Below are 24923 nucleotides of genomic sequence, written 5' to 3' on the forward strand. Positions count from 1 at the left end.
CTGCCGTTAAGCCAGCGATCGACTACAGCCCGCCCGATTTAAAGGTATGCGAGGCGGGTGAGCCGTTACTGGCTGGATTCCGCTTCGCCGCCGTCTCCATACGTACCTGGAATGGCGGGAACGGCATCTCAATATCGTGCTCACGAAAGCCCTTCAGGATCAGCTGATGCAGCTCATGACGCAGCGGCATACGATGTACCATCTCCGCCGCGTGAATACGTAGCTCAAACAGCTGGATCCCCTGCTGCAAATCCACCAGAAACACTTCCGGCACGGGCGTATCCAGCACATAGGAACAGCGTTCGCAGGCGCGTTGCAAAATCGTCGTAACCTGTTCGCTGTCTACGCCCGCTGGCGCAGGCACGGTAAGCACCACGCGCGTTACCGAGTCAGAAAGCGACCAGTTAACAAACTGCTCGGTAATAAACGCCTTATTCGGCACGATAATCTCTTTGCGATCCCAGTCGGTAATGGTGGTTGCACGCGTATTAATGCGCGTAATGCTGCCGGTGAGATCGCGGATAGTCACCGTATCGCCAATGCGAATCGGCTTTTCAAACAGAATAATCAGGCCGGAAATAAAGTTGGCGAATATCTCCTGCAGGCCGAATCCCAGCCCTACACCCAGCGCCGCCACCAGCCACTGCAGTTTCGACCACTCAATACCGATCATGGAGAAGCCCATCAGGCCGCCAATCAGCAGCAGCAGGTATTTGGTCAGCGTGGTAATGGCGTAGCCGGTGCCGGGCGTCAGGTTAAGATGCTGTAACAGCGCCAGCTCCAGCAGAGCGGGCATGTTACGCACCAGCTGCGTGGTTACAATAAAGATCAGAATCGCGATCAGCACCGAGCCCAGCGTAATCGGATGCAGGCTCTCCACGCCCTGTACCGTACTACTGACGTCCCACAGGCGAATATTCTCCAGGAAAGCGAAGGCTGAATGGATTTCAGACCACAGTACTATTACCGAGAGCAGCGCTATCAGCGTCAGTATCGAACGCACCAGACGCAGCGACTGCGCGCTAATGGCATCCAGATCGATCACCGGTTCGTCAATCTCGACGGCGTCCGCCGTTTGTGCGGTGGTTTCTTCTTCACCGCGCGCGCGTTGTGCCAGCATTTCAGCACGACGCTGACGCGCGCGATCAAAGGCGATGCGGCGGCGCTGAATCAGCATCCAGCGGCGAATAATATGGTAAATCACCAGCAGCAGGAACCAGATGGCGACGGAGGTTTCCAGCCGCGCCAGCAGCGCCTGGGCCGTAGCCAGGTAGCCGGTGCAGGAGGCGAGTGCCGCCGCCAGCGGAATACAGATCAGGATATTCCAGAAGATCCGGTTAAGAACGTTATCACCGCTGCCTTCATTATCCAGCCAGAGCGGAATACCGGCGCGTTTCAGGCTGACCGTAACCAGGCTCAGCGCCCCACAGATCAGAATAAAGCACAGTCGTCCCAGCGTGGCGGAAAACTGGCGATCCTCCAGATTTGCGAAGGTGATCAGTAACATAATCAGCGGAACCATCAGACCGATAGAGAGCGAGTAGTAGCGCATCGCGCGTGCGACCCGCAGCTGCGGCCAGCGGAAATGAACGATAAATAAGCCGTTCGAACGCGCAAAGGCGGCGCTGATCATAAAGGCCCACAGCAGCGGCAGCGTGGCGGTGACGCCATCGCCAATGGCGACCGCCACCGGATAAGGCCAGGCATGTTGCAGACCAAAACCAAAGGCGGCCCACAGTACCGGCAGGGGCAGGGCAACCAGAATGGACCAGAAAACGGTGCGCAGCGTCAGGGTGAAATGATCCTGCGTTACTTTGCCCACGCGGCTGGCGGAGCGCGCCAGAAAAGCGTTGTAATGACGGCGCGAGCTGATGCTGAAGCCAACCAGCAGCACGGCGCCCAGAATCGGCAACACCGTTTCACGATTGGTTATCATCATCATCAGCGCGCCGCCCAGCTGGCCCAGCGTATCCAGCGACAGCAGCCTGGTCAGGTCACGCGCCACTTCCAGCGGGTAGCTCAGGCTCAGAGGATTGACATCGGCGGTCCAGAAAAGATAGCGGTGGGCGGCCTCTTTGATTTCACCCAGTGCATCCTCCAGCTGGCTGTTGGCGACCTTCAGCTTGGTAACTTCCAGAATCAGGGTGTCGCAGCCGGAAATCAGCGAGCCGAGCAGCTCCCGCTGGGTTTTGATCTGAGCATCAAGAATACGGTTCTGCTCACTGGTCAGCGGCTGGCCGTTTTCCTGCTTCAGCTGGCGCAACTGCTGCTGCTGACTGAGCAAGTCTTCATAATGCAGGCGCTGTACCCGTAGCTGCCCCATCTCACTATCCAGCTGCTGTGAAATCGGCATTTCCGGCAGGCGCGCCACCTGGGCGCGCAGCGCCTCGCCAAGTAAATTAGACGCGCCAAGCCACTGCGACTGCTCGCGAATAGTGCTGAGCGCCTGACGTACCTGAATGGTTTGGTTGGTGGCCTGCCGCTGTTGCGAAGCAATTAGATCAAGGCGTTGGGCCTGCTGATTGAGCGCGGCGGAAAGCTCACGGTTAACATGAAACTGCTCGGTGATAGATGCTGGCAGATCGCCGCTGTTTTCCGCCAGTTGTTCGGTACGCGCCAGCGCCAGCTCCGCTTCATGCTGGCGCAGACTGTTTAACTGATTACGCAGTGCCTGCAGGTAATCATCCAGCTGCTCCGCTTTTTTCTGATGCACTTCGGCGCGCATGCGCGCCAGCTCCTGGCGATTGTTCGCCGACAGCTGTGCCAGCTCTAATTCGTCAACGCGCGCTTTTAAGGCCGCCGACTCCGCCTGGCTTGCATAACTTTGTGCGTGAGCGAGAGCGCCCGATGCGGCAGAAGGGGCCTGCAGGGCGCGATCGCTTTCGCTTAGCGCACGCCGCGCTTCGGTTTGCTGCTGCGGTAGCTGACCAAGCGAATCACTGATCTCTCTGGCGCGATCCTGCTCCTGCTGCGCCTGACGCCCTTCCTCCAGCAGCTGGCTGCTGATTTGCAGGATCTCCTGCTCCAGCTCAGCGCTGCTCATCCCGTTGCGTAGCGAGCGCGCACTATCGTTCAGACCGGCAAGCTGCTGGCGCAGTTCACGCGCCAGTTTAGGAAAATCATCAATGACTTGCTGATATTGCTTTGCCCGCTCCAGCGACTCGTTGCGGGCTTCAAGAAAGCTCAACGCTGATTCCAGCGTTTGTATCACTTCAGCCTGAGCAGGCGTGGAGCGGGCGGATTTCGCCAGCTCCAGCTCCTGGCGCACCAGCGCCGCATCGGGTGCGCTGGCAGCGAAGGCGGACAGGGTGAAAAGCGAGAAAAAAAGAAAACAGAGAATCAGGCGCACGCTAGAGTCTTATTGGTGATGTAAAACGGTTTCCGCATCGGTACGCGCCAGAGCCATAGCCATCGGCTGGCCAAGACGCGTTTTGCTTTCAGCCTCCAGACTTTCTGCCAGCTTAATGCGACCCGGTGCGAACAGATTAATAACGGTTGAGCCAAGCTTGAAGCGACCCATTTCCTGACCTTTCAGCAGCACTACCGCGCCTTCTGCATCGGCACCCGGCCAGCTCCAGCGTTTAATCACCCCTTCACGCGGCGGCGTAATGGTGCCCGCCCACGCGGTTTCAATACTGCCGACAATGGTAGCGCCAACCAGAATCTGCACCATCGGGCCAAACTCGGTATCGAAATAGCAGACAACGCGTTCGTTACGGGCAAACAGGTTGGGAATATTACGGGCAGTAAGTGGATTTACTGAATAGAGATCGCCCGGCACGTAAATCATTTCGCGCAGGATACCGTTGCAGGGCATATGTACGCGGTGGTAATCACGCGGTGCAAGATAAATAGTGGCGAATTCGCCGTCGCGGAACTGAGCCGCCATCTGACGATCGCCTGCCAGCAGCGCTTCCAGGGAATAGTAGTGGCCTTTTGCCTGGAAAATGGTTTCGCCTTCAATATGGCCTAACTGGCTGATGGCGCCGTCGGCCGGCAACACCAGCAGGTTCGGATCGGCATCAATCGGACGCGCTTCATCGCGCAGCGGACGGACAAAAAAGTCATTGAAGGTACGATAGCTGGCGGTATCTGGCTTTTGCGCTTCGGACATATCGACCCGGTAGAACCAGACAAAGATATCGATCACTGCTTTAGTCAGCCAACCGGCACGTTTGCCAGCCGCCCAGCCAGCCAGCTCGGTGAGCCACTTTTTAGGGAGCAGATGATTCAGGCCGAGTTTAATTGAATCCAACACGTTAGCCTCCTGGCTTAATCACACGACGTTGAAGAAAAAGGGGGCGAATTGTAGCAGCGACAGCCCGTTTAGGCTAACGCGCCGATGATGCCATAATTGCAGCATTAGTCTTCGCTGTTACCAAAGTTTTTACGCGTTTTTACCTGCGCCATGCTCTCCAGAATGCGGTGATAATTTTCGAAGCGGGATGCATGAATCATCCCGTTTTCCACGGCTTCACGGATGGCGCAGCCGGGATCGTTATCATGCTTGCAGTCACGGAATTTGCAGCCGCCTAAAAATGCACGAAACTCGATAAAACCCTGAGTAATTTGTTCCGGCTCCAGATGCCACAGGCCGAACTCGCGCACGCCGGGCGAATCAATCACGTCGCCGCCATGCGGGAAATGGTACAGGCGCGCGGCGGTGGTGGTGTGCTGGCCTAATCCGGAGACGTCAGAGACATCATTGGTCAGGATCGTTTGGTCGATCAATTCCAGACCGAGCAGCGCGTTAAGCAGGCTCGATTTCCCCACGCCTGACTGACCGGCGAAAATACTTATCTGACCGGTTAACGCGGCTTCAAGATCGGCAAGACCCGATTTTTCATAGCTGGAAACCATCAGCACGCGATAGCCGATATGGCGATAAATATCCATCTGCTCATTGACAAAAGCGCGGCCTTTATCATCCAGCAGATCGGTTTTATTCAGCACCAGCACCGGTTCAATACCGAGCGTTTCACTGGCGACCAGATAGCGATCGATAATATTCAGCGACAGTTCAGGCACGATAGCGGAAACAATAATAATCTGATCAATATTGGCCGCAATGGGTTTGACGCCGTCATAAAAATCGGGACGCGTCAGCACCGTACGACGCTCATGTACCGCTTCAACAATGCCTTTTACCGTTGCGCCGCCTTCAACGCCAGGACGCCAGAGAACACGATCGCCGGTAACCAGAGAGCGAATGGTGCGGCGAATATTGCAGCGGTGAACCTCGCCCGCGCTATCTTCCACGTCCGCATGCATGCCGAAGCGGCTAATGACAATGCCGTCCTGCGCTTCACCAAACAGGCTGTCATCTGGTTCAGGCTTATCCGCACGCTGTTTTAATCGACGTTCGTGGTTGGCGTTAACGCGACGCTGCTGGCCTTTAGACAGTTTATTTTTACTCACTCTTCCTCACAGGGATTCCGACGGTTTCGCCTTGTCAGGCAAAACGTCTATGATACACCGTGGGCTGAATTACGGCGAGCGACGCGGCGCGGCTTTGCGCGGTCTCTTGCCGTTCAGCCTGATAAACCAGACTGAGACTGCCAACTGCGGGATAAAACATGGGAAATGAAAACAACCTTATCTGGATCGACCTGGAAATGACCGGGCTGGATCCGGAACGCGATCGTATTATTGAAATTGCGACGCTGGTAACGGATGCCAATTTAAATATCCTGGCGGAAGGGCCAGTGCTGGCAGTACATCAGAGCGCGGAACAACTGGCGCTGATGGATGAATGGAATGTGCGCACTCATACGCAAAGCGGGCTGGTGGAGCGCGTCAAAGCAAGTGAATATGGCGATCGCGAGGCGGAGCTGGCTACGCTTGAGTTTCTGCGTCAGTGGGTGCCTGCTAACGCTTCGCCGATTTGCGGCAACAGCATTGGGCAGGATCGTCGCTTCCTGTTTAAATATATGCCGGAGCTGGAAGCCTATTTCCACTATCGTTATCTGGATGTCAGCACGCTGAAAGAGCTGGCGCGACGCTGGAAGCCCGAAATTCTGGCGGGCTTTAAAAAAGCAGGCACCCATCAGGCGCTGGACGACATCCGTGAATCAGTAGCGGAACTGGCCTACTACCGCAGCCATTTTTTACAGCTGTAGCGCCAGGATAGGCTAAAAAAGCGGCGTTTTGCCGCTAAAATCAGCAAATGCATCGAAAGCGCAAATTTTTGCCCTCAAGGGCTTGCAGGGCAAAAGTTTTCTCGTATAATGCGCTCCCCGTACCGATGAAGATTTTAATCGGCTACGCAGGCGGGAATAGCTCAGTTGGTAGAGCACGACCTTGCCAAGGTCGGGGTCGCGAGTTCGAGTCTCGTTTCCCGCTCCAAATTTGAAGGGTGTTGAAAAAACACAACGTATCCTGGTCAGGATTTTGGGTCGCAGCAAAACGGCAACGGAACGAACTCAGGAGCTTACTGAAGTAAGCAACCGGAGTGAGTGAAGAGAGCCAGCGCAGCCTGAAAAGAAAGATTATGCGGGAATAGCTCAGTTGGTAGAGCACGACCTTGCCAAGGTCGGGGTCGCGAGTTCGAGTCTCGTTTCCCGCTCCAAATTTGAAAGGTGTTGAAAAAACACAACGTATCCTGGTCAAGGTTTTGGATTGCAGCAAGGCGGCTACGGATCAAACCTCAGAAACTTACTGAAGTCAGCGCCTGTGGTAAGTGAAGAGAGCCGGTACAGCCTGAAGAAAAAGATTATGCGGGAATAGCTCAGTTGGTAGAGCACGACCTTGCCAAGGTCGGGGTCGCGAGTTCGAGTCTCGTTTCCCGCTCCAAATTTGAAAGGTGTTGAAAAAACACAACATATCCTGGTCAGGATTTTGGGTTGCAGCAAAACGGTAACGAAACGAACCGCCAGGAGCTTACTAAAGTAAGCAACCGGGGTGAGTGAAGAGAGCCAGCACAGCCTGAAGAAAAAGATTATGCGGGAATAGCTCAGTTGGTAGAGCACGACCTTGCCAAGGTCGGGGTCGCGAGTTCGAGTCTCGTTTCCCGCTCCAGTTTCATCATCGGTTTACCTCCTTTTATCCTTATCTTCCCTGCTATTATTTTATCTCTGTTTTGTCGTTGTGTTTCCGTCACCGTTTCTCCTGTACGATTTCATCCGTTTTAGCACATCTCACGTCTCTTTTTGCTGCCGTTGCATGGCGCTGAAAAACGTTATGCGTTAACCCGGCCGCATCCATCGCATAGAACATACCGTTTGCGCACTGATTGTCCCTTAAGCCAGCGCAGCCGTCTTCAGGCAAACCGGCTGTCACGCAGCCAGCAAGAAGGGATTCTGGACGGCTCGCCAGATCCTGACCGACGGTTCAGCCAAACACCTCTGCTGTAACCAGCATGGGATCATTCAGTCGTCCGGGGCTTTTCAACGGCAAAAAGACCACAACATCAACGGCGAATTCAGTCAGGAAAGTGGAGAACGTATCCATAGCGAAGAGGAAAAAGTAATTTTTAAAGGCTGATATTTTATTGTGATACAGGCATTTTTTTAACGGAAGTATCCTGGAGTAATAAGGGATCTCCTGCCTGGCAATGGAAAAAATGGCGGGTTGAATATTGCCAGGGAAAAGGGCTTGTATTTGCCTGGCAATACGTCCATAATCCGTGCCCTCTTCAGTGCCAGCGAAGGGCGCGGATTCAATTTCACTAGTGCCATACCGCCGCTTTTGGGTGAGATTCATTCGCAGTGAAAGGGTATCAGGCTACTCACTATCCTTGCTATAAGAATGATGGTTTTCTCGTTCATAAGGTGTAAATGTTATCCACAGCGGTAAGCGGCGTCACACAAGACACAACACCAGAAGTCAAATCTGTTTAAACAGACTTATCCACAGGATAGGTTTCTCTTCGCTTGCATGAAGCCATTATTGTTTGCTTACAATATTCTGATAACCATTTGAAATATATGAATATGATAATATTTCAATTTGTTATGCTGGCCGCTTGCGCTTCTTGTTTCAGTTGAATGACAACGACTTTTTATTTTTATACACAGCTTGTGGAAAAGTCATTGCGCTTAGCGCGGGTGATTATATAAGCAGTTATGCATCACGCGGCAATCCCTTTTCAATGGCGCGCACCAGACGTTTTTGCTGTGGTCGCTGCACCTCAATAGCGTTTTCTGCCCGTTTAATCTTTTGCTGCTCCAGCGCCCAGTGAATATGCTCATCCAGCATGGGATTTTCGCCCAGACGGCTGGAAAGCGCCGCGATATTTTCCGTATCCCAGGGCGCATTGCCCAGCGCGACGGCGATATTACGCAGCCAGCGTAAATGTCCGATACGGCGAATTGCCGAGCCTTCCGTAACACGTAAAAATTTCGCCTCATCCCAGGCAAAAAGCTCGGTTAACGGTGGCGCATGCAACGCGGCGCGCGGGCTAAAGTCATCCTCATCGCTTAACTGACCGAAACGATTCCACGGACAAATCAGCTGGCAATCATCGCAGCCGTAAATACGATTGCCGATAAGTGGGCGAAACGCCTCCGGGATCGCACCTTCCAGCTCAATTGTCAGGTAAGAGATGCAGCGGCGCGCATCCACCACATAAGGTTCAACAATCGCACCGGTTGGGCAAGTGGTGATACAGGCGACGCAGCGGCCACACTGTTCTTGCTGAGGGCGATCGACCGGCAGCGGCAAATCGATCAGCAGCTCGCCAAGGAAAAACCAGGAGCCCGCTTCGCGGTTAAGTATAAGTGAGTGCTTACCTGTCCAGCCGAGACCTGCTTTGGCCGCCAGCGGGCGTTCCAGAATTGGCGCTGAATCAACAAACGGGCGAAAATTAACCGTTTCGCAGCGCTCACGTATTAAATCGCCGAGCTTTTTCAGTCGATTGCGTAATACTTTGTGATAGTCGCGGCCTAAAGCGTAGCGGCTGACATAACCCAGGCGGGGATTTTTTAGCGTGCTGGCAAAGGCGGCTTTTGCCGGCAAATAATTCATCCGCACGCTAATTACGCGCAGGGTGCCTGGCAGCAGTTCATGCGGGCGGGCGCGCATCATGCCATGCCGCGCCATCCATTCCATCTCGCCATGATACTGCTTATCCAGCCAGGCCTGCAGACGCGGCTCTTCCAGGCTGAGATCGGTATCGCAAATGCCGACCTGCTGAAAGCCGAGCGACAGTCCCCACTGTTTTATATCCTGAGCAAGCTGTTGAAGATCGAGAGGGTGTGACATGACTGACCATACTGAGAGAGAAAACGCCCACAGTTTACCACACTCCGTGTGGCCTGCGCAGGCGCTGCGTCAGCTGGAAACCGAAGGCGCTGATCATCTTGGGATCACGCTTTATGAACTGATGCTGCGCGCCGGTCACGCTGCTTTTGATACGGTTCGCCAACGGTGGCCGCACGCCAGACACTGGCTAATATTATGCGGGCAGGGGAATAACGGCGGCGATGGCTATGTTATTGCGCGACTGGCGCAGGCGGCAGGCTGCCAGGTGACGCTGCTGGCCTGCGAAAGCAGCCGTCCGCTGCCGGAAGAGGCCCAAAGCGCGCGCGCGAGCTGGCTGGAGGCGGGCGGAGAAATTCATGCGGCGGATGCTATCTGGCCAGAGCAGGTGGATATTATCGTGGATGCGCTGCTTGGTACCGGACTAAATCGCGCGCCCGCTGTGCCTTATGATGCGTTGATTGAGAAGGCGAACCGGCATCCGGCACCGATATTTTCTGTGGATATGCCTTCCGGGCTGGTCGCGACCAATGGCAGCGCGCCGGGCGCGGTGATTGAAGCCGCCATGACGCTGGCGCTGGTGGCGCTTAAGCCTGGCCTGCTTACCGGCAAAGCGCGCGACTATGTCGGTGAGTTGCGTTATCACGCGCTGGGGCTGGAAGAGTGGCTTAGCGGCCAGCAGGCGCCAATGGCGCGCTACGATGCGCCATTCCTGCCCCACTGGCTCCAGCCGCGCCGTGCAACATCCCATAAAGGCGACCATGGACGCCTGCTCGTCGTGGGCGGCGATCGTGGAACGGCAGGAGCGATTCGCATGACCGCAGAAGCGGCTTTACGCACCGGCGCGGGTTTAGTGCGAGTGCTTACTCACAAGGACAATATTATTCCCATTCCTGGCGCACGCCCGGAGATTATGGTTGATGAATTAACCGACGAGGCGCTACAGCAACAGCTGGAATGGGCCGATGTGATTGTTATCGGACCGGGACTCGGTCAGAAAGCGTGGGGTAAAAAAGCCCTCAGCCAGGTAGAAAATTCTCAGAAACCGATGCTATGGGATGCTGACGCACTTAACCTGCTGGCATTCAATCCCGATAAACGTCAGAATCGTATCATTACGCCGCACCCCGGTGAAGCAGCGCGGTTGCTGAACCTGAAAACCAAAGAAATTGAAAGTGACCGCTTACTTGCAGCTCAGCGTCTGGTAAAACGCTATGGCGGTGTCGTGGTGCTGAAAGGCGCGGGCACCATTATTGCCAGTGAGAGCGGAGAAATGGCGTTTGCCGATGTGGGAAATGCCGGCATGGCCTCGGGCGGTATGGGCGATGTTTTGTCGGGCATTATTGGCGCACTGTGCGGCCAGCATTTGACGCTGTATGATGCTGCCTGTGCGGGCTGTGTCGTACATGGAGCGGCAGCGGATGCTGTGGCGGCGCGCGTTGGCACGCGTGGTATGTTAGCCACTGACCTGTTTTCCGAGCTGTATCAATTCGTTAATCCTGAGATGTTAAACATTAAAGCATGAATACCTGTGTTATCGCATTGCCTGACGAGGCGGCAACCCTCGCTCTGGGCGCACATCTGGCCCGCGCCTGCGACAGCGCGGCGGTCATCTATCTTTATGGCGATTTAGGGGCAGGGAAAACCACCTTTAGTCGCGGCTTTTTACAGGCGTCAGGTCATCAGGGTAATGTCAAAAGCCCTACCTATACGCTGGTTGAGCCTTATCAGCAGCTTGCCCGGCCGGTTTATCATTTCGATCTCTATCGCCTGGCCGATCCGGAAGAACTGGAGTTTATGGGCATTCGCGACTATTTTGCAGGCGATGCCATCTGTCTGGTGGAGTGGCCGCAGCAGGGCGCGGGCGTGCTGCCTGAACCCGATCTCTCTTTGACGTTAAGCTACGTTAATCAGGCGCGCGAGGCGGCGCTGGTGGCGCATTCACCGCTGGGAGAACGCCTGATTTCACAGGTGTTAAACCATAAGGATTCCGCATAATGGCACGCATCAAGGTTATGCTGTTGATGCTGCTGTGCCTGTTATCCTGTACCACGCTGGCAGCTAACCTGTCCGATATTCAGGTATCAAACGGTAACACTCAGGCCACGATAACCCTTAGCTTTAACGGGCAGCCAGTCTACGGCTTTTTCCCGCTGCATAACCCGGATCGCGTGGTGCTGGATATTCGTCAGTCCGGCGTGATCAAAGGTTTGCCGCTTAATTTTAGCGGCGATAACCTGGTCAAGCGTATCCGCACCAGCCAGCCCAAAGATAACCAGAGCATTCGGTTGGTATTTGAATTGACGCAGCGCGGCAAAACCCGCGCATCCACGCAGCGCGACGGCAATAATTATAAAGTGGTATTTACCATTACCGGCAAGCCAGCCGCCGTTACGCCTGCGCCGGTCAGCAGCGCCCCACGCTCTCGCCCTCAGCCAACCGCACCGGCGCATAATCCCTTTGACGGCAATAAAGTGACGGCGGTGTCCAACACCAACAGTCGGGTTTCGCCGGGCCGGAGCAACAGCGTTGCCAGTGATACGGTGATTGTCGCCATTGATGCCGGACATGGCGGTCAGGATCCGGGCGCGATTGGCATGAACGGCCTGAAAGAGAAAAACGTCACTATCGCTATCGCCCGTAAGCTAAAAGCGATGCTTAATGACGATCCGATGTTTAAGGGCGTGTTAACCCGCGATGGCGACTATTTTATCTCGGTTATGGGGCGTTCCGATGTGGCGCGTAAGCAAAACGCCAATCTGCTGGTATCCATTCACGCGGATGCCGCACCGAACCGCAGCGCACGCGGCGCTTCAGTTTGGGTGCTGTCAAACCGACGAGCGAACAGCGAAATGGCCAACTGGCTGGAGCAGCATGAGAAACAGTCGGAATTGTTGGGCGGAGCGGGCGATTTGCTGGCCAACAGCCAGGCAGATCCCTATCTGAGCCAGGCGGTGCTGGATCTGCAGTTCGGTCATTCGCAGCGCGTGGGTTACGATGCGGCGACCAAAGTGATTCAACAGCTACAGCAGGTAGGGGCGCTGCATAAACGCCGACCTGAGCATGCCAGCCTTGGTGTACTGCGCTCGCCGGATATTCCGTCACTGCTGGTTGAGACGGGCTTTATCAGTAACCCTTCGGAGGAACGTCTGCTGGGCAGCAGTGCGTATCAGGAGAAGATTGCCAGGTCGATTTACCGTGGCCTGCGTAATTATTTCCTGGCGCATCCGTTACAATCTGTCCCAAAGCAGGAAAACCGACCGTTGGTGTCCTCAACGGCGGTTGAAGCAGAAGCGAACAGCAGCCGCTCCTCGCTAAGCTATAGCGGCCCGGTGAAGCGTCATGTGGTAAAGCGTGGCGAGACGTTGTCTGGTATTGCGGCGCACTATGGCGTTTCGATGAGCACCCTGACGCAGCTGAACAAGCTTAAAAAACAGAGCGTTTGGGTAGGCCAACGGCTTAAAGTACCGACCAGCGGCACGGTAAGCTCAGCGGCAAACCGTGGTCCGCTGCGTCATAAAGTGGTGCGCGGTGACTCGCTGACCGCTATCGCGGTACACTATGGCGTCAGCGCGCAGGCTATTATGCAGGTCAATAATATGAAGTCGACTAACGTTATGCTGGGACAAACGCTGAAAATCCCCGCCTCCTGATAATAGCTTTGCTTGCCGCGCGTTTGTTTCTCGCCAGCCTCTACGGAGGCTGGCGCCATTTCCGCCCGATTAAGGATACTGCGCTATGCCCATTCAGATCCTGCCTCCTCAGTTGGCTAACCAGATTGCTGCCGGTGAAGTGGTTGAACGTCCAGCGTCGGTGGTGAAAGAACTGGTGGAGAACAGCCTTGATGCTGGCGCCACGCGCATTGATATTGATATCGAAAAAGGCGGCACAAAGCTGATCCGCATCCGTGATAACGGCTGCGGCATCGATAAGGAAGAGCTGGCTATGGCGCTGGCGCGTCACGCCACCAGTAAAATTACCTCGCTGGATGATTTAGAAGCGATCATGAGCCTCGGCTTTCGCGGTGAGGCGCTGGCCAGTATTAGCTCGGTTTCACGTCTGACGCTAACCTCGCGCACCGCCGATCAAAACGAAGCCTGGCAGGCGTACGCGGAAGGGCGCGATATGACGGTAACGGTAAAACCGGCAGCGCATCCGGTCGGCACCACGCTGGAAGTGCTCGATCTCTTCTACAATACGCCCGCCCGACGCAAGTTCCTGCGTACAGAGAAAACCGAGTTTACCCATATCGATGAAGTGGTGCGCCGGATTGCGCTGGCACGCTTTGATATCGCCATTTCCCTGACGCACAACGGTAAACTGGTGCGACAGTATCGTGCGGCGACCCAGGAGAGCCAGCAGCTACGGCGTCTGGGCGCAATCTGCGGCGCAACCTTTATGGAACATGCGCTGAAAATCGAATGGCAGCATGGCGATTTAATTCTGCGCGGCTGGGTTGCCGATCCGGCTGGCGCACGTCAGATCAGCGAGCTGCAGTACTGTTATGTAAATGGCCGCATGATGCGCGATAAGCTAATCAATCATGCGATCCGCCAGGCCTATCAGGAAAAGATAAGCGGAGAGCACCTGCCCGCCTATGTGCTCTATCTGCATATCGATCCTCATCAGGTGGATGTGAATGTGCATCCTGCCAAGCATGAGGTACGTTTCCACCAGTCACGCCTGGTACATGATTTTATCTATCAGGGCGTGATTTGCGCCTTGCAGGAAAGCGGGGCGGAAAGTCTGCCGTTAACCGCAGAATCAGAGACGCAGCCGCGCTGGCAGCCGGAGAATCGCCCGGCAGCGGGCGGTAATCATTTCTCCAGCCCGCCTTCGACGCCAGAGGCAGTACGCCCGCCAACGCAGCTGTCGTCGCGTCATCTTGATTCCCCGACGGAGCACCACGCCGCGCAACCGGCTGGGGAGGCTGCGCGTGGGAACCACGGCGGCGGAACGGCGCGCGCCGCCGGCGGCCCGTCAGGCTGGCCGCAGCAGCAGCCGGGCTATCAAAAGCGCGAAGGCGCGCTTTACCAGCAACTGTTGCAAACGCCCGCACCCCGCACAGAAGAAGCCGCGCCTGTCACATCGCCTGCGGCGGGCCCGGCACCTTTACCCGCGCATAGCCAAAGCCTGGGACGACTACTCACCGTGCTGCATGATAACTATGCGGTGGTGGAGCGTCAGGGCGGACTGGCTCTGGTGGCCTTGCCCGTTGCGGCGCGCTGGCTAAGGCAGGCTCAGCTGGAGCCGGGAACGGAAGGATTGAAACCGCAGCCGCTGCTGATTCCGGTGCGGCTAAAGCTGGCTGCGCCAGAGCGTCAGGCGATGCAGCAGCGTACCGAATTGTTGCAACAGTTTGGTATTGATTTGCAAAGTGATGGACAGCATGTGACTCTGCGCGCGGTGCCTTTACCTTTGCGCCAACAAAATTTACAAAACTTGATTCCAGAACTGTTAGGCTATCTCGCCCGTCAGCAGGAAATTTCTTCGGGCCAGCTTGCACAATGGCTGGCACGACAGGCTGAGGCAGAGCTTACGCCCTGGAATCACTCGCGGGCGATTGCGCTGCTGGCGGAAGTCGAACGGCTTTGTCCGGCGCTATTAAAATCGCCGCCTCCAGGTTTATTACAACCGATCGACACAGAAACGGCGTTAAGCGCTCTGAAGCATGAGTGAAAGTGAAATGGCGGGCCGGCCTAAGGCTATTTTTCTGATGGGGCCAACGGCCTCTGGCAAGACAGCGTTAGCGATGTCGCTACGTCAACGCTTGCCGGTTGAGCTGATTAGCGTGGATTCTGCTCTGATTTACCGTGGTATGGATATTGGCACCGCCAAGCCAACTGCGGAAGAGCTGACGTTGGCGCCTCATCGTCTGCTGGACATTCGCGATCCGTTGGAAGCCTACTCGGCTGCTGACTTTCGGCGTGATGCGCTGGCGGAAATGGCGGATATCGTTTCAAAAGGGCGAATTCCGTTGCTTGTTGGTGGAACCATGCTCTATTTCAAAGCGCTACTGGAAGGATTGTCGCCGTTGCCCTCGGCCGATCCGGAAGTACGCGAACGAATTGAGCAAACGGCGCGTGAACTGGGTTGGGACACGCTGCACCGTCAGTTATGTGACATCGATCCCGTTGCTGGTGCTCGTATTCATCCGAATGATCCCCAGAGACTCTCGCGAGCACTGGAAGTTTTTTTCATTTCGGGTAAAACTTTAACGGAACTGACGAAAACCGCGGGTGAGGCTTTGCCTTACGATGTGGTTCAGTTTGCTATCGCTCCGGCGAGCCGTGAATTATTGCATCAGCGTATTGCGTTACGTTTTGAGCAAATGCTGGCTTCAGGTTTTGAAGCGGAAGCGCGTGCGCTGTTTGCACGAGGAGATTTGCATACGGATTTGCCTTCCATTCGTTGTGTTGGCTATCGCCAGATGTGGTCATACCTTGAAGGCGACATTAATTACGACGAAATGGTTTATCGGGGAATTTGCGCCACCCGGCAACTCGCGAAGCGCCAGATTACCTGGCTTAGAGGCTGGCAGAATGTTCACTGGCTTGACAGCGAACATCCAGAGTTGGCTCTCAGCAAGGTATTACAGGTTCTTGGTGCGAACCTTGGGTGAATGTGTACAATTGAACCGTTATCGTGCGCAAATTTTTTTACGCAGTATTTAGAGCCGTAGGGTTCTCAGTAATAAACAACAAGCATATAAGGAAAAGATAGAATGGCTAAGGGGCAATCATTACAAGACCCGTTCCTGAACGCACTGCGTCGCGAGCGTGTTCCGGTTTCAATTTATTTGGTGAATGGTATCAAACTGCAAGGTCAAATTGAGTCTTTCGATCAGTTTGTTATTTTGTTGAAGAATACGGTAAGCCAGATGGTGTATAAGCACGCTATCTCCACCGTTGTCCCGTCCCGTGCAGTCTCCCATCATAGCAACAATGCAGGTGGCAGCAGCAACTATCATCACGGCGGCAATAATCAGGCAGCGCAATCGCAGCCACAACAGCAAGACGGTGACAGCGCTGAGTAAGCCTTTTCATCGTTCTGCCAAAACGGGGAATGCATTAATGACCTTCCCCGTTTTGGTCAATCTATTAGAGAGGTTTAAGCTTGTTTGACCGTTATGATGCCGGTGAGCAGGCCGTACTGGTACACATCTGGTTCTCGCAAGACAAAGAGACGGAAGACCTGCAAGAATTTGAAACGCTGGTCTCTTCCTCAGGCGTCGAAGCGCTGCGCGTGATAACCGGTAGCCGCAAAGCGCCACATCCCAAATATTTTGTCGGTGAAGGTAAAGCTGTCGAAATCGCTGAAGCGGTGAAAGAGACCGGAGCATCAGTGGTGCTGTTCGATCATGCTTTGTCACCCGCTCAGGAACGTAATCTTGAGCGTCTATGCGAATGCCGTGTGCTGGACCGCACGGGATTGATTCTGGATATTTTTGCCCAGCGCGCCCGCACTCACGAAGGTAAATTACAGGTAGAGCTGGCTCAGCTTCGCCATCTCGCTACGCGTCTGGTACGTGGCTGGACCCACCTTGAGCGTCAAAAAGGGGGGATAGGCCTGCGCGGACCGGGTGAAACCCAATTAGAAACTGACCGCCGGTTGCTGCGTAATCGTATCAGTCAGATTTTGTCGCGCCTGGAACGCGTAGAAAAACAGCGTGAACAGGGGCGTCAGGCACGTGCCAAAGCGGATATTCCAACGGTTTCGTTGGTGGGCTATACCAACGCCGGAAAATCCACGCTGTTTAATAGCGTCACCTCTGCGAATGTTTATGCCGCCGACCAGCTATTTGCTACTCTCGATCCAACGCTGCGCCGTATCGACGTCGCGGATGTGGGCGAGGTGGTTCTGGCCGATACGGTAGGCTTTATCCGTCATCTGCCGCATGACCTGGTCGCAGCCTTTAAAGCGACGCTGCAGGAAACGCGCGAAGCAACGCTACTGCTGCATGTTATCGACGCTGCCGATGTCCGGCTCGATGAAAATATCGAAGCGGTAGAGGCGGTGCTGGAAGAGATCGAAGCCGACGATATTCCCGTACTGCAGGTAATGAACAAGATCGATATGCTGGACGGCTTTGAGCCGCGCATCGATCGCAACGATGAAAACCAACCGGTTCGGGTCTGGCTCTCTGCCCAAACGGGCGTAGGTTTGCCGCTGCTGTTTCAGGCGCTAACCGAACGGCTCTCTGGTGAAATCGTACAGCAGCAGCTGCGTTTGCCTCCTGAACTGGGACGTCTGCGTAGCCGTTTTTATCAGCTGCAGGCGATTGAGAAAGAATGGAATGAAGAGGATGGCAGCGTAAGTATGATGATACGCATGCCCATTGTTGACTGGCGCCGCCTGTGCAAACAGGAACCGACGCTGGTGGATTATATTGTTTGAATGATGTTGCCTGAGAGGCGTATCCCGGACTGGGATACCACCGCACACACAATAAATGGAGTATAAACATGGCGTGGAATCAGCCCGGGAATAACGGACAAGACCGCGACCCGTGGGGAAGCAGCAATAATAAAGGCGGCAACTCTGGGGGTAATAAAGGAGGACGCGATCAGGGACCTCCCGATCTCGACGATATCTTCCGTAAGCTGAGCAAAAAGCTTGGCGGTCTGGGTGGCGGCAACAAGGGCGGCGATAGCTCGCGCAGCTCAGGTAACGGCGGTAAGCTGGTTGGTATTGTGGCCGTAGCGGCCGTGGTTATCTGGGCCGCAAGCGGCTTCTATACCATCAAAGAAGCGGAGCGAGGTGTGGTGACGCGCTTTGGTCAGTTTAGCCATCTGGTTGAGCCGGGCCTGAACTGGAAACCGACCTTTATCGATCAGGTTCGTGCCGTTAACGTTGAAGCGGTACGTGAACTGGCTGCTTCTGGCGTGATGCTGACGTCGGACGAAAACGTGGTGCGCGTCGAGATGAACGTGCAGTATCGCGTGACCGATCCGGAGCGCTATCTGTTTGCGGTCACCAGTGCTGATGACAGCCTGCGTCAGGCCACCGACAGCGCGCTACGTGGCGTTATCGGCCGCTCCAGCATGGATCGTATTTTGACTGAAGGACGTACCGTGGTGCGTAGCGAAACGCAGCGCGAAATCGATGAGACCATTCGTCCTTACGACATGGGTATTACCGTGCTGGACGTAAACTTCCAGGCGGCGCGTCCGCCAGAAGAAGTGAAGGCCGCGTTTGATGATGCGATTGCCGCCCGTGAAAACCGCGAGCAGTACGTTCGCGAAGCAGAAGCCTATGCGAATGAAGTTCAGCCGCGCGCTAACGGTCAGGCGCAGCGTATTCTGGAAGAGGCACGCGCGTATAAATCCCGCACCGTGTTAGAGGCTCAGGGTGAAGTCGCGCGCTTCGCTAAAATTCTGCCGGAATACAAAGCCGCACCGGAAATTACCAAAGAACGTTTGTATATCGAAACCATGGAGCGCGTGCTGAGCGGTACACGTAAGGTTTTGGTAAACAGCAACAACAATAATCTGATGGTGTTGCCGCTGGATCAACTGATGCGGGGCGCGGGTTCAACCAATGCCGCTGGCAGCCAGGAGAGTAGCAGCCTGATGCGTCTGCCGCCGGCGACCGGCAGCAACGATCGCGCCAACAGCGGTTCGTCCTTCTCACAGGATGACATTATGCAAAGCCGCCGTGCTAACGCACAGCGCAATGACACCCAGCGCGAAGGGAGAGAGTAAGCGATGCGTAAGCCATTAATCGTATTAATTATCGTTGTGCTGGTGGTGCTTTACGCGTCATTGTTTGTGGTTCAGGAAGGTCAACGTGGAATCGTGCTGCGTTTCGGCAAAGTTCTGCGTGATGATGAAAACAAGCCGCAGGTTTTTGAACCGGGCCTGCATTTCAAAATTCCGTTCCTGGAGTCGGTGAAGACGCTCGACGCACGTATCCAGACCATGAATAACCAGGCCGATCGCTTTGTGACCAAAGAGAAAAAGGATCTGATTGTGGATTCTTATATCAAATGGCGCATCAGCGACTTTAGCCGTTACTACCTGGCAACCGGCGGCGGTGATATTTCACAGGCCGAAGTGCTGCTGAAGCGTAAATTCAGTGACCGTCTGCGTTCAGAAATGGGCCGTCTTGATGTTAAAGACATTGTGACCGATTCCCGTGGACGCCTGACCACTGACGTACGCGATGCGCTGAACACCGGTAGCGCCGGACGTGATGATGAAGTCCAGACCCCGGCAGCGGATGATGCTATTGCCAGTGCGGCAGCGCGCGTAGAGCGTGAAACCAACAGCAGCGGACCGGCAATTAACCCGAACAGTATGGCTGCGTTGGGTATTGAGGTGGTTGATGTGCGCATTAAGCAGATCAACCTGCCAACTGAGGTTTCCGATGCGATTTACAACCGTATGCGCGCTGAGCGTGAAGCGGTAGCGCGTAGTCAGCGTTCGCAAGGTCAGGAAGAGGCAGAAAAATTGCGTGCTCAGGCGGACTATCAGGTCACCCGCACTCTGGCAGAAGCGCAGCGTGAAGCTTTAATCACACGTGGTGAAGGCGATGCCGAAACGGCTAAGCTGTATGCCGATGCGTTTAGTCAGGATCCCGATTTCTACGCCTTTATTCGTAGCCTGCGCGCCTATGAGAAGAGCTTCAATAACAATCAGGATGTGATGGTGTTAAGCCCGGACAGTGATTTCTTCCGTTATATGAAATCGCCTTCTGGTGCCGCAACACGCTAAACCCGTGAAAAGAGCCGACAGCCTGTCGGCTCTTTTTTTGCCTCTTTTTCGGCTCCCGCTTCTTTATCGCACAACGTGATCCCCCCTGTTTAGCCTGATAAATTCAACAGATGACGTCATGATATATCCCGTCACTCTTTTTACATCCGCTTCAGCTAACCCCGTATTTACTGATTCTGTATCCGTGTGCATAATCGCCTGCTTCTGCCCGTTTGCTACTGAGAAATAATGAATACAACCATTTGGATGGCGCTGGCGTTAGTGCTGGTATTAGAAGGCCTTGGGCCAATGCTGTGGCCGCGTGTCTGGCGGCGTATGATCCTGGCCATGGCACAATTACCGGATCGTCTGCTGCATCGCTTTGGCGGTGGGATTGTGGTGGCTGGCGCGGTGGTTTACTACATGTTGAGTGTTCACGGCGGCAGTTAATGCCATATCCAGGAAAGGCTTTTCACAGAGGCAAAATGGCAGGGAACGCCTGGTGAAATCAGCCGTAAAAAACTGCGCAATCGTATGCTAAAAGTGCTGAAAGTGGAAAATCATGGTGGTAGAATCCTTTTTTAAGCAATCGGTGGTTTCAAAAAAATGGGTAAGAACGTTGTCGTACTGGGCACCCAATGGGGTGACGAAGGCAAAGGTAAGATTGTTGACCTTCTGACAGAGCGCGCTAAATACGTTGTGCGCTATCAAGGCGGCCATAATGCGGGTCATACGCTTGTCATCAACGGTGAAAAAACCGTTCTCCACTTAATTCCTTCTGGCATCCTGCGTGAAAACGTCACCAGCATCATCGGCAACGGTGTAGTGCTGTCTCCGGCTGCGCTGATGAAAGAGATGAAAGGTCTGGAAGAACGCGGCGTCCCGGTACGTGAACGTCTGTTAATTTCTGAAGCTTGCCCGTTGATTCTGCAATATCATGTTGCGATGGATGTGGCGCGTGAAAAAGCGCGTGGCGCGAAGGCGATCGGCACCACCGGACGCGGCATCGGCCCCGCTTATGAAGATAAAGTTGCCCGCCGTGGCCTGCGCGTAGGCGATCTGTTTAACAAAGAAACCTTCGCCGTGAAGCTGAAAGAGATCGTTGATTTCTACAACTTCCAGCTGGTTCACTACTACAAAACAGATGCGGTCGACTATGACACCGTGTTGAAAGATGTCATGGAAGTCGCTGATATTCTGACCAGCATGGTTGTTGATGTCTCCGATCTGCTGGATAATGCGCGCAAGCGTGGCGACCTGATCATGTTTGAAGGCGCTCAGGGTACGCTGTTGGATATCGATCACGGCACCTACCCGTACGTGACTTCCTCTAATACCACCGCAGGCGGCGTAGCTACCGGCTCTGGTATTGGCCCGCGTTACGTTGATTATGTGCTGGGTATTATCAAAGCCTACTCAACCCGCGTTGGCGCCGGTCCGTTCCCGACCGAGCTGTTTGATGAAACCGGCGAGTTCCTGTGTGAAAAAGGCAATGAGTTTGGTGCCACCACCGGGCGTCGTCGTCGTACCGGCTGGCTGGATATCGTTGCCGTGCGCCGTGCGGTGCAGATTAACTCGCTGTCTGGCTTCTGCATGACCAAACTGGATGTGCTGGACGGGCTGAAAGAGGTTAAAATCTGCATTGGCTATCGTATGCCGGATGGACGTGAAGTGACCACGACACCGCTGGCTGCAGAAGGTTGGGAAGGCATTGAGCCGATCTATGAAACCCTGCCAGGCTGGAGCGAAAGCACGTTTGGCGCGAAGTCCGTTGATGCGCTGCCGCAAACCGCACGTGATTACATCAAGCGTGTTGAAGAACTGACGGGCGTACCGGTTGATATCATCTCTACCGGCCCGGACCGCAGCGAAACCATGATCCTGCGCCATCCATTTGACGCCTGATTATGTAAAAGGCCGGACACGCTCCGGCCTTTATCTTCTGACTTACTGCAGACGCACCGCGCTTTATTCCCATCCTTTTGCTTACCGCTTTTTCCTGAAATCCGGCTTGCTTAAAAAAATGCCCTTAATCTTATGGGCTGGTTTATCATCATTAGATAATAATTATGCTAAACGGATGAAATTCACCGGAAATTCACCGAGGTTATTGTGCAACTGACGAGCTTTACCGATTTTGGCCTGCGTGCGCTGATTTACATGGCGTCTTTACCCGCCGGGCAGATGACGAATATTACCCAGGTTACCGACACTTACGGCGTGTCGCGCAACCATATGGTCAAAATCATTAACCAACTGAGTCGTCTGGGCTATGTGGCTGCCGTTCGTGGCAAAAACGGTGGCATTCGCCTCGGAAAACCGGCATCAGAGATTGTTATTGGGCATGTTGTTCGGCAAATGGAGCCACTACAGCTGGTGAACTGTGATGCTTGCGCTATCACTTCCGCCTGCCGTCTACGTCAGGCGTTGAAAACCGCCACCGAACAATTTTTGCGTGAGCTGGACAACTACACGTTGGCCGATCTGGTGAAGGATAACCATCCGCTTTATAAAATTTTATTGCCGGAGCCTGGGATCCCCACGCTAACCGGCTACTGACAACGGAGGAACCGCTATGTCAAAAGATCCTTTTCAGGAAAGAGAAGCTGAAAAATATGAAAACCCTATTCCCAGCCGCGAATTTATCCTCGCCCATTTAGAAAAACGTGAAAAACCTGCCAGCCGGGAAGAGTTGGCTGTTGAAATGAACATTAGCGGTGAAGAGCAGCTTGAAGCGCTGCGCCGCCGACTGCGTGCCATGGAGCGTGACGGGCAACTGGTGTTCACTCGTCGTCAATGTTATGTGCTGCCTGAACGCCTGGATCTGCTGCGCGGTAAAGTAATGGGTCATCGCGATGGCTACGGCTTCCTGCGCGTGGAAGGGCAAAAAGATGATCTCTATCTCTCCGCTGAACAGATGAAGTTCTGCATGCACGGCGACGTTATCCTGGCGCAGCCGCTGGGTGCCGATCGTAAAGGCCGCCGTGAGGCTCGTGTGGTCCGTGTGCTTGAGCCGCGTAACAGCCAGATTGTTGGCCGCTATTTTACCGAAGCTGGCGTGGGCTTTGTGGTACCGGATGACAGTCGTCTGAGCTTCGATATTTTGATCCCGCCGGAAGAGATCATGAATGCGCGTATGGGCTCGGTGGTAGTGGTCGAGCTGGTGCAGCGCTCAACGCGTCGTACCAAAGCCATTGGCAAGATTACCGAAGTGCTGGGTGACAATATGGGCACCGGGCTGGCGGTGGATATGGCGCTGCGTACGCATGAAATCCCGCACGTCTGGCCGGCAGAGGTAGAAGAGCAGGTCGCTAAACTGCGTGAAGAGGTGCCGGAAGAGGCGAAGCAGGGCCGCGTGGATTTACGCCAGCTGCCGCTGGTAACCATCGACGGTGAAGATGCCCGCGACTTTGATGATGCGGTTTACTGCGAGAAAAAACGTGGCGGCGGCTGGCGTTTATGGGTTGCGATTGCAGACGTCAGCTATTACGTGCGCCCCGGCACGCCGCTGGACAACGAAGCGCATAATCGCGGCACCTCGGTTTATTTCCCGTCGCAGGTCGTCCCGATGCTGCCGGAAGTGCTCTCTAACGGCCTCTGTTCTCTGAACCCGCAGGTAGATCGTCTCTGCATGGTCTGCGAAATGACCATCTCCTCCAGCGGTAAGCTGACCGGCTATAAGCACTATGAAGCGGTGATGAATTCCCATGCGCGTCTGACCTACACCAAAGTCTGGTCGATTTTGCAGGGCAATCCGGAGCTGCGTGAACAGTATGCGCCGCTGGTGGGTCATCTCGAAGAGCTGCACCGTATGTATGAAGTGCTGGAAAAAGCGCGTGAGCAGCGCGGCGGCATCTCTTTCGAAACGGACGAAGCGAAATTTATTTTCAACGCCGAACGCCGTATTGAGCGCGTGGAGCGCACCGTACGTAACGATGCCCATAAGCTGATTGAAGAGTGCATGATCCTCGCCAACATCGCCTCGGCACGTTTCGTTGAGAAGCATAACGAGCCTGCGCTGTTCCGCGATCACGATCGTCCCAGCGATGAGAGCATCAAAAGCTTCCGCTCGGTGCTGGCCGAACTGGGCCTGTCGCTGCCTGGCGGCAACAAGCCGCAGCCGCTGGACTATGCCGAACTGCTGGAAACCATCGCTGACCGTCCCGATCACGAAATGCTGCAAACCATGCTGCTGCGCTCCATGAAGCAGGCGGTTTACGATCCGGAAAACCGTGGTCACTTCGGCCTGGCGCTCGCCTCCTATGCGCACTTTACGTCACCGATCCGCCGCTATCCCGATCTGCTGCTGCATCGGGCGATTAAGTATCTGCTGGCGCAACAGCAGGGCACGCTGCAGGGCAACAGCACGCCGACCGGCGGCTATCACTATGAAATGCAGCAGATGCTGCAGCTGGGCCTGCACTGCTCCTTAACCGAACGCCGTGCTGATGAAGCCACGCGTGACGTCGCTGACTGGCTGAAGTGTGACTTTATGCAGGATCAGGTGGGCAACACCTTTACCGGCGTGATTGCCAGCGTAACCGGCTTTGGCTTCTTTGTCCGTCTGAACGATCTGTTTATCGATGGGCTGGTGCATGTGTCGACGCTGGATAACGACTATTACCGCTTTGATGCGGTAGGGCAGCGCCTGATTGGCGAATCTGGCGGACGCACTTATCGTCTCGGCGATACCGTAGAAGTACGCGTTGAGGCGGTGCATATGGACGAGCGTAAAATCGACTTTGCGCTGATCTCCAGCCAGCGCAGCCCGCGCGGCGAAGGCAAAACCGCGCGTGAGAAGGCGAAGAAAGGCGCTTCCGGCAGCCATAACAAGCGCCGCCGCGAAATGCGGAAAACCGCGAATTTCGAGCCGGATGCAGCGTTCCGTGGCGACAAAAAACCTGCGAAGCCAAAAGGCGAGAAAAAAGCGAAAAAACCGTCGGAAAAAACGCGTAAAATCGCCGCCGCAACCAAAGCTAAGCGTGCATCGAAGAAAAAAGAGGCATAAGCGGTAACAGGCAATCCCTGTCG

Annotated in this window: 19 protein-coding genes and 4 tRNA genes; 18 read left to right on the forward strand and 5 right to left on the reverse strand. The window is 54.8% G+C overall.

The window, feature by feature from the left end; all coding sequences use genetic code 11:
* Window positions 1–22: 22 nt before the first annotated feature.
* From mscM to rsgA, 3 genes are all read right to left on the reverse strand, one after another.
* Complete coding sequence (mscM, locus tag ACQE3Z_RS08225; RefSeq protein WP_426973242.1) at window positions 23–3349, reverse strand: miniconductance mechanosensitive channel MscM; 3327 nt, start codon at window positions 3347–3349, stop codon at window positions 23–25.
* A 9-nt stretch (window positions 3350–3358) separates the two neighbouring features.
* Window positions 3359–4258, reverse strand: coding sequence for an archaetidylserine decarboxylase (gene asd, locus ACQE3Z_RS08230; RefSeq protein WP_426973243.1), 900 nt, complete (start codon window positions 4256–4258; stop codon window positions 3359–3361).
* 104 nt (window positions 4259–4362) lie between these two features.
* Window positions 4363–5418: a small ribosomal subunit biogenesis GTPase RsgA gene (rsgA, locus tag ACQE3Z_RS08235; protein ID WP_426973245.1), complete on the reverse strand. Its 1056-nt coding sequence runs from the start codon at window positions 5416–5418 to the stop codon at window positions 4363–4365.
* 158 nt (window positions 5419–5576) lie between these two features.
* Between rsgA and orn the strand changes: the two genes are divergently transcribed.
* The 5 genes from orn (at window position 5577) to ACQE3Z_RS08260 (ending at window position 7017) form a co-directional block, all read left to right on the forward strand.
* On the forward strand, window positions 5577–6119 hold the full coding sequence (gene orn / locus ACQE3Z_RS08240; RefSeq protein WP_250650972.1) for an oligoribonuclease: 543 nt from the start codon (window positions 5577–5579) through the stop codon (window positions 6117–6119).
* Between the two features lie 150 nt (window positions 6120–6269).
* Window positions 6270–6345: transfer RNA gene (locus ACQE3Z_RS08245), tRNA-Gly, on the forward strand.
* Between the two features lie 147 nt (window positions 6346–6492).
* A tRNA-Gly gene (locus ACQE3Z_RS08250) sits at window positions 6493–6568 on the forward strand.
* Window positions 6569–6716: 148 nt separating this feature from the next.
* Window positions 6717–6792 (forward strand) — tRNA-Gly (locus tag ACQE3Z_RS08255).
* Between the two features lie 149 nt (window positions 6793–6941).
* Window positions 6942–7017: transfer RNA gene (locus ACQE3Z_RS08260), tRNA-Gly, on the forward strand.
* Window positions 7018–7329: 312 nt separating this feature from the next.
* Here ACQE3Z_RS08260 and ACQE3Z_RS08265 read toward each other — a convergent pair.
* Complete coding sequence (locus tag ACQE3Z_RS08265; RefSeq protein WP_426973246.1) at window positions 7330–7701, reverse strand: hypothetical protein; 372 nt, start codon at window positions 7699–7701, stop codon at window positions 7330–7332.
* A gap of 360 nt (window positions 7702–8061) precedes the next feature.
* Window positions 8062–9201: a tRNA epoxyqueuosine(34) reductase QueG gene (gene queG, locus ACQE3Z_RS08270; RefSeq protein ID WP_250650971.1), complete on the reverse strand. Its 1140-nt coding sequence runs from the start codon at window positions 9199–9201 to the stop codon at window positions 8062–8064.
* Between queG and nnr the strand changes: the two genes are divergently transcribed.
* From nnr to rnr, 13 genes are all read left to right on the forward strand, one after another.
* On the forward strand, window positions 9200–10723 hold the full coding sequence (gene nnr, locus ACQE3Z_RS08275) for a bifunctional ADP-dependent NAD(P)H-hydrate dehydratase/NAD(P)H-hydrate epimerase (RefSeq protein WP_426973248.1): 1524 nt from the start codon (window positions 9200–9202) through the stop codon (window positions 10721–10723). The genes queG and nnr overlap by 2 nt on opposite strands.
* Window positions 10720–11196, forward strand: coding sequence for a tRNA (adenosine(37)-N6)-threonylcarbamoyltransferase complex ATPase subunit type 1 TsaE (gene tsaE / locus ACQE3Z_RS08280; protein WP_426973249.1), 477 nt, complete (start codon window positions 10720–10722; stop codon window positions 11194–11196). Before nnr ends, tsaE begins: the two co-directional genes overlap by 4 nt.
* Window positions 11196–12851, forward strand: a complete 1656-nt coding sequence (gene amiB / locus ACQE3Z_RS08285; RefSeq protein WP_426973251.1) for an N-acetylmuramoyl-L-alanine amidase AmiB — start codon at window positions 11196–11198, stop codon at window positions 12849–12851. Before tsaE ends, amiB begins: the two co-directional genes overlap by 1 nt.
* A gap of 85 nt (window positions 12852–12936) precedes the next feature.
* A complete protein-coding gene (gene mutL / locus ACQE3Z_RS08290; protein ID WP_426973253.1) occupies window positions 12937–14877 on the forward strand; it encodes a DNA mismatch repair endonuclease MutL in 1941 nt (646 codons plus the stop codon).
* The gene (miaA, locus tag ACQE3Z_RS08295; protein ID WP_426973254.1) at window positions 14870–15820 is read left to right on the forward strand and encodes a tRNA (adenosine(37)-N6)-dimethylallyltransferase MiaA; all 951 of its coding nucleotides are present in this window, start codon (window positions 14870–14872) and stop codon (window positions 15818–15820) included. Before mutL ends, miaA begins: the two co-directional genes overlap by 8 nt.
* A 102-nt stretch (window positions 15821–15922) precedes the next feature.
* Complete coding sequence (gene hfq, locus ACQE3Z_RS08300) at window positions 15923–16234, forward strand: RNA chaperone Hfq (RefSeq protein WP_103059170.1); 312 nt, start codon at window positions 15923–15925, stop codon at window positions 16232–16234.
* 80 nt (window positions 16235–16314) lie between these two features.
* Window positions 16315–17595 carry a ribosome rescue GTPase HflX gene (gene hflX / locus ACQE3Z_RS08305; RefSeq protein WP_426973256.1) on the forward strand — a complete coding sequence of 427 codons (1281 nt, stop codon included), beginning with the start codon at window positions 16315–16317 and terminating at the stop codon, window positions 17593–17595.
* Between the two features lie 68 nt (window positions 17596–17663).
* A complete protein-coding gene (gene hflK, locus ACQE3Z_RS08310; protein ID WP_250650965.1) occupies window positions 17664–18902 on the forward strand; it encodes an FtsH protease activity modulator HflK in 1239 nt (412 codons plus the stop codon).
* Between the two features lie 3 nt (window positions 18903–18905).
* Complete coding sequence (gene hflC, locus ACQE3Z_RS08315; protein WP_250650964.1) at window positions 18906–19913, forward strand: protease modulator HflC; 1008 nt, start codon at window positions 18906–18908, stop codon at window positions 19911–19913.
* 228 nt (window positions 19914–20141) lie between these two features.
* Window positions 20142–20342, forward strand: a complete 201-nt coding sequence (locus ACQE3Z_RS08320) for a DUF2065 domain-containing protein (protein ID WP_085069869.1) — start codon at window positions 20142–20144, stop codon at window positions 20340–20342.
* A gap of 156 nt (window positions 20343–20498) precedes the next feature.
* Window positions 20499–21797: an adenylosuccinate synthase gene (locus tag ACQE3Z_RS08325; protein ID WP_085069870.1), complete on the forward strand. Its 1299-nt coding sequence runs from the start codon at window positions 20499–20501 to the stop codon at window positions 21795–21797.
* A gap of 207 nt (window positions 21798–22004) precedes the next feature.
* On the forward strand, window positions 22005–22451 hold the full coding sequence (gene nsrR, locus ACQE3Z_RS08330) for a nitric oxide-sensing transcriptional repressor NsrR (RefSeq protein ID WP_426973259.1): 447 nt from the start codon (window positions 22005–22007) through the stop codon (window positions 22449–22451).
* Window positions 22452–22467: 16 nt separating this feature from the next.
* Complete coding sequence (gene rnr / locus ACQE3Z_RS08335) at window positions 22468–24900, forward strand: ribonuclease R (protein ID WP_426973260.1); 2433 nt, start codon at window positions 22468–22470, stop codon at window positions 24898–24900.
* Window positions 24901–24923 lie beyond the last annotated feature (23 nt).

Source organism: Pantoea sp. FN0307 (assembly GCF_050113815.1).
Taxonomy (GTDB): domain Bacteria; phylum Pseudomonadota; class Gammaproteobacteria; order Enterobacterales; family Enterobacteriaceae; genus Mixta; species Mixta alhagi.

Coding starts and splice junctions, on each gene's coding strand:
- orn (WP_250650972.1), top strand. CDS start 5,577: ATGGGAAATGAAAACAACCTTATCTGGATCGACCTGGAAATGACCGGG.
- ACQE3Z_RS08265 (WP_426973246.1), bottom strand. CDS start 7,701: ATGAATCTCACCCAAAAGCGGCGGTATGGCACTAGTGAAATTGAATCC.
- nnr (WP_426973248.1), top strand. CDS start 9,200: ATGACTGACCATACTGAGAGAGAAAACGCCCACAGTTTACCACACTCC.
- queG (WP_250650971.1), bottom strand. CDS start 9,201: ATGTCACACCCTCTCGATCTTCAACAGCTTGCTCAGGATATAAAACAG.
- tsaE (WP_426973249.1), top strand. CDS start 10,720: ATGAATACCTGTGTTATCGCATTGCCTGACGAGGCGGCAACCCTCGCT.
- amiB (WP_426973251.1), top strand. CDS start 11,196: ATGGCACGCATCAAGGTTATGCTGTTGATGCTGCTGTGCCTGTTATCC.
- mutL (WP_426973253.1), top strand. CDS start 12,937: ATGCCCATTCAGATCCTGCCTCCTCAGTTGGCTAACCAGATTGCTGCC.
- miaA (WP_426973254.1), top strand. CDS start 14,870: ATGAGTGAAAGTGAAATGGCGGGCCGGCCTAAGGCTATTTTTCTGATG.
- hfq (WP_103059170.1), top strand. CDS start 15,923: ATGGCTAAGGGGCAATCATTACAAGACCCGTTCCTGAACGCACTGCGT.
- hflK (WP_250650965.1), top strand. CDS start 17,664: ATGGCGTGGAATCAGCCCGGGAATAACGGACAAGACCGCGACCCGTGG.
- hflC (WP_250650964.1), top strand. CDS start 18,906: ATGCGTAAGCCATTAATCGTATTAATTATCGTTGTGCTGGTGGTGCTT.
- ACQE3Z_RS08320 (WP_085069869.1), top strand. CDS start 20,142: ATGAATACAACCATTTGGATGGCGCTGGCGTTAGTGCTGGTATTAGAA.
- ACQE3Z_RS08325 (WP_085069870.1), top strand. CDS start 20,499: ATGGGTAAGAACGTTGTCGTACTGGGCACCCAATGGGGTGACGAAGGC.
- rnr (WP_426973260.1), top strand. CDS start 22,468: ATGTCAAAAGATCCTTTTCAGGAAAGAGAAGCTGAAAAATATGAAAAC.